This window comes from Candidatus Propionivibrio aalborgensis (assembly GCF_900089945.1).
GTDB lineage: Bacteria > Pseudomonadota > Gammaproteobacteria > Burkholderiales > Rhodocyclaceae > Propionivibrio > Propionivibrio aalborgensis.
Map to the genome: position 1 here is coordinate 1 of NZ_FLQY01000118.1, position 5716 is coordinate 5716.

A 5716-nucleotide genomic window follows, 5' to 3' on the forward strand; every position below is an offset into this window, starting at 1 on the left:
ACGGAACGGGAAGCCGGGCGAAATCGCAAAACTGGTGATGGGCGGGCCGATGATGGGCAGCATTCTGCCCCATACCCGGGTGCCGGTGGTCAAGGGGACGAGCGGTATCCTGTTGCTCAATGCCGGCGAAGCCGCCGAATCGGAGTCCGAAGCCTGCATCCGCTGCGGGCGTTGCATCAAGGCCTGTCCGATGGGCCTGCTGCCGCTGGAGATGAGCGCGCGCATTCGCAACGACGACATGGATGGCGCGTCCAATCTCGGGCTCTCCGATTGCATCGCCTGCGGTTGTTGTGCCTATGTTTGCCCATCGCATATTCCGCTGGTGCAGTACTTCTATCACGCCAAGGGTGATCTTTCGGAACGCCAGCGCGCACTCCTGCGTAGCGAAGCAACCAAAAAACTTGCCCAGCAGCGGCAAAGCCGTCTGGAGCGTGCAGCGCGCGAGAGGGCCGAAGCGGCTGCGTTGCGCAAGGCGCAAAGGGCGGCGCAGCAGGCCAGCGAAGCGGCCAGCGCGGCCAACGAGGCCAGCGATGCAGGCAAACAAAAGGAACCCGCATGAGTTCCGCCGACACGTCAAAGAGCGATATCGGTCTTCGCTTGGCGGCTTCATTGGTCGCCTCGCCGCATGCGCACGGGGGAAACTCGGTCTCGCAGACGATGCTTCGCGTGAAGATGGCCCTGGTTCCCGCCACGTTATTCGGATTCTGGTTGTTCGGCTGGCAGTCCTTTTTCCTCTGGGCGCTGACTATTCTCTCGTGCCTTGGCTTCGAAGTCCTGGCGCTCAGGCTGATGGGCAGCAAGCGCATCAAGGCCACGCTGCTCGACGGTTCGGCACTGCTCACCGGCTGGCTGCTGGCGATGAGCCTGCCGCCCTGGGCGCCCTGGTGGGTGGCGGTGCTCGGTGGCTTCATCGCCATCATCATCGGCAAGCAGGTATTCGGCGGGGTAGGGCAGAACGTTTTCAATCCGGCGATGGTAGCGCGGGTAGCCTTGCTGGTGTCCTTCCCGCTACCGATGACGCAGTGGGTTACACCCTTGCCGCTGTCTTCGGCGGCGAGCCTCGATTTTGTGCATAGCCTGCGCCAGTTTCTGACCAGCATGCCGGTGCCCGATGCGATGGCCAGCGCATCGGTGTTGGGGTATTCGAAAACAGAACTCTCGCGTGGCATCGATCTGTTTCACTCGTTGTCCAGCGCGCATGCGCCCAGCATTTCATGGCTGGGCTCCCGTGTTGGCAGTTTCGGCGAGTCGGCCTCACTGCTGATATTTGGCGGCGGTCTGTACCTGCTGGCGCGCGGCATCATCACCTGGCATACACCCGTCGCAGTCCTTGCCGGACTGGCGATTCCCGCGGCCATCGGGCACAGCGTCGATCCGGCGCACTACCTGAGCGCGACGGTGCACCTGCTTTCCGGAGCGGCCATGCTCGGCGCCTTCTTCATTGCGACCGATTATGTGACCTCACCCAATACCGCTAGCGGACAGTTCGTCTTTGGACTGGGGATCGGTTTTCTGACCTGGGTCATCCGCACCTACGGCGGTTACCCGGAGGGGTTGGCTTTTGCCGTGTTGCTGATGAACGCACTGACGCCGGTGATCGATCGCCTGATCAAGCCGCGAATACTCGGCCGCGACCGCAAGGGCAAACCGCTGAGCATTCCCGAATCCGGGGACGCGTGAGATGAGCTTTGCATCCTTCCGCGAAAAGATCGTTTACCAGCCGATCCTGTTGGGCGTATTCGCCCTGTTTGCAAGCGGTTTGCTGGCCCTGGCCTCCAGTGTCACAAGCGATGTCATTGCTGCCGCCGAGGCCAAGGATTTGCGCGACTCGCTTTCCGAAGTGCTGCCTGCGGGCTTTGCCGACAACGACTTTCTCAACGACACCATAGAGATCGAGCGCAACGGCAAGCCGGTGACCATCTATCGCGCCCGCCACAAGAATGTCATCAACGGAGCTATCTTCAAGGTGGCCGAGCGGGGCTACGCGGCGGATATTCAGGTGCTGATGGCTGTCGATGCCGAGGGCCGAACGATCGGCGTGCGCGTGGTCAAACATGCCGAGACGCCGGGGCTGGGTGACAAGATCGAGCTCGGAAAATCGCCCTGGATCAGGGATTTCGACGGCAAGACCCTGGGCAATCCGCCGCTCGAAAGATGGGGCGTGAAGAAGGATGGCGGGATTTTCGATCAGTTTGCCGGGGCAACGATCACGCCGCGTGCCGTGGTCAAGGCCGTGAAGGGCGGGTTGGAGTTCTATTCCGAACACCGCAAGGAAATTCTGGGAGAAAAGTCATGAGCATAAACGTCGGCAGCATCATGAAGGACGGGCTATGGGACCGGAACGTCGTGTTCGCGCAGCTGCTCGCCATGTGTCCGGCCATGGCCGTGACGACCAGCGGGACCAACGGCCTCGGCATGGGGTTGGCGACCACCGCGGTGCTGGTCGCCTCCAACAGCCTGGTGTCGATGATCCGCCACACGGTGAGTTCCCAGGTGCGGATTCCCGTGTTCGTTGTGCTCATAGCGACGCTGGTGACTATCGTTGACATGGCGATGAATGCCTGGATGCACGACCTTTACAAGGTGCTGGGCCTGTTCATCGCGCTGATCGTGGTCAATTGCGCCATTCTCGGTCGGGCCGAGTCCTTCGCCGCCAAGTCCGGAATTCTGGCGTCTGCTGTCGATGGGCTGGCCATGGGGTTGGGCTTTACCGGAGCGCTGATGGTGATCGGCCTGATCCGCGAATTTCTTGGTTCGGGGACCCTGTTCGCGAACGCTTCCAATTTGCTGGGCTCGTCATTCGCCTTTCTTGAAGTTCAAATCCCGGATTACGGCGGTGCGCTGTTGATGATTCTGCCGCCCGGCGGTTTTGCCGTCCTGGGCTTTCTGCTGGCTGGCAAGCGAGTGCTGGAAAAGCAGCTTGGCAAGCGCGCTGAACAAGCGGCCGGTTGTAGCGTCGCCACTCATGCTACTTGAGGAAGAACCATGCAGATTGGTGTAGCCTATTCGGAACCGGGTCAGCAAATCTGGCTGAATATCGAAGTCCCCGACGGGGCGACGGTCAATGAGGCCATCGCGCGATCCGGGATCCTCAAACAGTTTCCAAACGTCGATCTGTCAAGGCAGCGGGTTGGCGTGTTCGGCCTTCTGGTCAAACTCGACGCCACACTCAGGCCGGGCGATCGCGTCGAGATTTATCGGGAAATCATCGCCGATCCGGAAACTGTCCCGCGCCGGGACATGGTCGAAGAATGACTGATGACTGCCTCCCTGCTGTGTAGCGCTCCCCGGAGAATGCTCCGGCGCCTTGCCTGAGCTTCTTCGCGCCCGCGAATACATACTCAAATGCCGTCGCCGCCACTCTGCAAGTGGAGGTAAAACGGGCGCCTCCTGCAACATGACGGAGAAGCGGAAGATAGCCTTGAAAGGAAACCTGAAGGCATGCTATATTAGAAGGCGCTAATTTATATCAGGGGACAGGAATGATCGTTTCATCCGTACTCGACGGCGCCAGAATCACTACCGATATTGGCGACAAGTTTGTCATCGACGCAGACCAGCCGGCGCCTTTTGGCGACGACAAGGCGCCATCGCCATTTGACATCTTCTTGGTGAGCTTCTCTGCCTGTACGGCATATTTCGCCCAACGCTACTGCCGCAAATGGAAATTGCCCCATGAGGGCATCAAGGTCGAGCTTGAATCCGTATTCAATTCCAGGCACGTTCTGACGGACATACACCTCAAGCTCAAGGTTCCGGCAAGCTTCCCACGGGACCACTTTGCGGGCCTGCTGAGAAACGCGGGTGCCTGCCCGGTGAAAAAGGCAATGGAAGCGCCGCCGGCTGTCACGCTGGAATTGATCGAAGCTTGATCGTGGCAGGGCAGCTGAATGGTGGTCGTGGCAAAGTGACATCGGCAAACGAAAGCGCCCCCTTGCCGTCTGAAAAGGAAGTGACAAGGTGAAGAAGAAATACTGGGCAGTCCTCGTGCTTCTGGCGCTGGTCGCATTGGACTGGTATATCCGGGCCCCGGATTCCCGTTCGCGCCAACTGACGAGCGTGATCGAGGCTCAGGCCAGCGCCAAACAGAAGAGCTACCCCTACAAGTTCCGGGTCATGAAAGTGAGCGAAGGTACGGCGATCATGAGCACCCCGCGTAACCGTGAGGTGCCGGCGCTGAAAATGCTGGGCGCTCTTTTCCCCGAGATCGACACGACGAATCCGAACGATCCCGCCTTCATGGCAGCCGAGAAGCGGCTTGCCGACGTACAGTCAGAAGCGAGGGCCATCGTACTGGCCCAACCCGGGATCAAAAGCGTGCGCTGGGAGCTTGATCGAAAATGGTTGGCCGACCACAACATTGATGTGCCCGACAAGTAGTTGAAGCGCCAAGAGCAAATACCCATAGATTGGTAGATGACATGCTGAATGTGCGACAACGGCTACTCAGATCGCTTCGTGCAAGACGATGCCGCTGCGCTCAAAATCCACATCCTTCACGCGAAGCTGCAAGCCCTCGTTGATGCGCATCCCTGTGCCATACAGCAATTGAGCGAACAAGCGATGCTCATCCTCGAGAAAGCACAGAAGTCGGGCAACCTCGTCCGGTGACAAAACGACCGGGAGGCGCTGTTTGGTCCGCGGTCGGCCAATCTCCTTCATCCACGGCAAATCCATTCCAAGCACCTTGCCGTAGAAGAACAAAAGGGCCGATAGCGCCTGCTTGTGTGTCGATGCTGCCACGCGCCGCGTATTGGCCAGCCAGGAAAGGAACGCCTCCACCTCGGCGCCACCCATCGTTGAAGGATGCCGAAGGCCATGGAATCGAATGAACAAACGCACCCAATAGACATAAACGTCCTCCGTGCGTATGCTGTAGTGTAAATAGCGGATGCGCTCGCGCAGTTGATTGAGCACTTTGGCCGATTGCAAAGGGGGGAGAAAAACAGTGCTGCTTTTCACGATCCACTTAATACTGGAGAAAACACCAGTATCTGTGCTTAAAAGTCAGGCTGCAAGGGGTATTGAGGGTACCTCGCGGCGCCGAGTTATGCAGCACGCGCCGGAGTTAGGGCGCAAAACTGTCTCCCTATAACAAAGTTAGAACTCATCTTATGCCATATCACTCGTGTCGCTTTGCTTGGGCTATTTTGTGTGTGCTGTTCTTGCCGATCAAAAGTTTGGCGGCAGACAGTAGCGTTCTTGCCCGTCGGTTTGTCGTTCTCCTCCGGTATGAAGAACAATTTCACAACAACCACGAAGCATGTTTGGCCAATTCAAAAGCGGTCTCTCCGGCACAATTGGTAGCAAAAGACCCTGATAGTTTCTACGGGTTACGACCCACATCTCCTCGGTGGCCAGAAGTTCTTCAGGCGTATGGCCAATACTGGGAAGCCATATGCAGCCGTCCGACAAAGGATGAGTTTTTGACTTCCCTCGCTGCTGTTTATGCGGAAAAAATGTCAGTTGTACAATTAGAAAGTGCAATCCAGTTCTATTCAAGTCCGGTTGGGCAAAAACTAGTCTCAGCACACAAAGGTGCCGCTGCACATGTTAATACCCTTTTTTCTCAGGCCTACACAGAGCAAGTCCCGAATGCCATGGCTGAATTTAACCGTCGTCTAAAAGCAATCGCTGACGCCAAAAAATGAGTTCTAACGATTAAGGTTAGATCGTGATCGCGAAGCGAGCCACGATCTGAACCGGTTGTTGGACA

Annotated in this window: 9 protein-coding genes; 8 read left to right on the top strand and 1 reads right to left on the bottom strand. The window is 57.9% G+C overall.

Features of this window, described 5'->3' with window-relative positions; all coding sequences use genetic code 11:
* The 7 genes from PROAA_RS07270 to PROAA_RS07300 all read left to right on the top strand — a co-directional run.
* A partial coding sequence (locus PROAA_RS07270; protein WP_186410708.1) for a 4Fe-4S dicluster domain-containing protein occupies positions 1-559 on the top strand: 559 nt, incomplete at its 5' end.
* Positions 556-1680 carry an RnfABCDGE type electron transport complex subunit D gene (locus tag PROAA_RS07275; RefSeq protein ID WP_186410709.1) on the top strand — a complete coding sequence of 375 codons (1125 nt, stop codon included), beginning with the start codon at positions 556-558 and terminating at the stop codon, positions 1678-1680. The genes PROAA_RS07270 and PROAA_RS07275, both read left to right, overlap by 4 nt.
* A 1-nt stretch (position 1681) precedes the next feature.
* Positions 1682-2296, top strand: coding sequence for an electron transport complex subunit RsxG (rsxG, locus tag PROAA_RS07280; RefSeq protein WP_186410710.1), 615 nt, complete (start codon positions 1682-1684; stop codon positions 2294-2296).
* Positions 2293-2976: an electron transport complex subunit E gene (locus tag PROAA_RS07285; protein ID WP_186410711.1), complete on the top strand. Its 684-nt coding sequence runs from the start codon at positions 2293-2295 to the stop codon at positions 2974-2976. The genes rsxG and PROAA_RS07285 overlap by 4 nt, the downstream gene beginning before the upstream one ends.
* A gap of 9 nt (positions 2977-2985) precedes the next feature.
* The gene (locus PROAA_RS07290) at positions 2986-3255 is read left to right on the top strand and encodes an RnfH family protein (protein WP_186410712.1); all 270 of its coding nucleotides are present in this window, start codon (positions 2986-2988) and stop codon (positions 3253-3255) included.
* A 227-nt stretch (positions 3256-3482) separates the two neighbouring features.
* Positions 3483-3872, top strand: coding sequence for an OsmC family protein (locus PROAA_RS07295; protein ID WP_186410713.1), 390 nt, complete (start codon positions 3483-3485; stop codon positions 3870-3872).
* Positions 3873-3960: 88 nt separating this feature from the next.
* Positions 3961-4380 carry a hypothetical protein gene (locus tag PROAA_RS07300; RefSeq protein ID WP_186410714.1) on the top strand — a complete coding sequence of 140 codons (420 nt, stop codon included), beginning with the start codon at positions 3961-3963 and terminating at the stop codon, positions 4378-4380.
* A gap of 66 nt (positions 4381-4446) precedes the next feature.
* Here the strand turns inward: PROAA_RS07300 and PROAA_RS07305 are convergent, their stop codons facing one another.
* A complete protein-coding gene (locus PROAA_RS07305) occupies positions 4447-4962 on the bottom strand; it encodes a phage integrase N-terminal SAM-like domain-containing protein (RefSeq protein ID WP_186410715.1) in 516 nt (171 codons plus the stop codon).
* A gap of 152 nt (positions 4963-5114) precedes the next feature.
* On the opposite strand from PROAA_RS07305, the gene PROAA_RS07310 reads away from it, so the two are divergent.
* Positions 5115-5651, top strand: a complete 537-nt coding sequence (locus PROAA_RS07310) for a DUF2059 domain-containing protein (RefSeq protein ID WP_186410716.1) — start codon at positions 5115-5117, stop codon at positions 5649-5651.
* The last annotated feature ends 65 nt before the right edge of the window (positions 5652-5716 follow it).

Coding starts and splice junctions, on each gene's coding strand:
- PROAA_RS07275 (WP_186410709.1), top strand. CDS start 556: ATGAGTTCCGCCGACACGTCAAAGAGCGATATCGGTCTTCGCTTGGCG.
- rsxG (WP_186410710.1), top strand. CDS start 1,682: ATGAGCTTTGCATCCTTCCGCGAAAAGATCGTTTACCAGCCGATCCTG.
- PROAA_RS07285 (WP_186410711.1), top strand. CDS start 2,293: ATGAGCATAAACGTCGGCAGCATCATGAAGGACGGGCTATGGGACCGG.
- PROAA_RS07290 (WP_186410712.1), top strand. CDS start 2,986: ATGCAGATTGGTGTAGCCTATTCGGAACCGGGTCAGCAAATCTGGCTG.
- PROAA_RS07295 (WP_186410713.1), top strand. CDS start 3,483: ATGATCGTTTCATCCGTACTCGACGGCGCCAGAATCACTACCGATATT.
- PROAA_RS07310 (WP_186410716.1), top strand. CDS start 5,115: ATGCCATATCACTCGTGTCGCTTTGCTTGGGCTATTTTGTGTGTGCTG.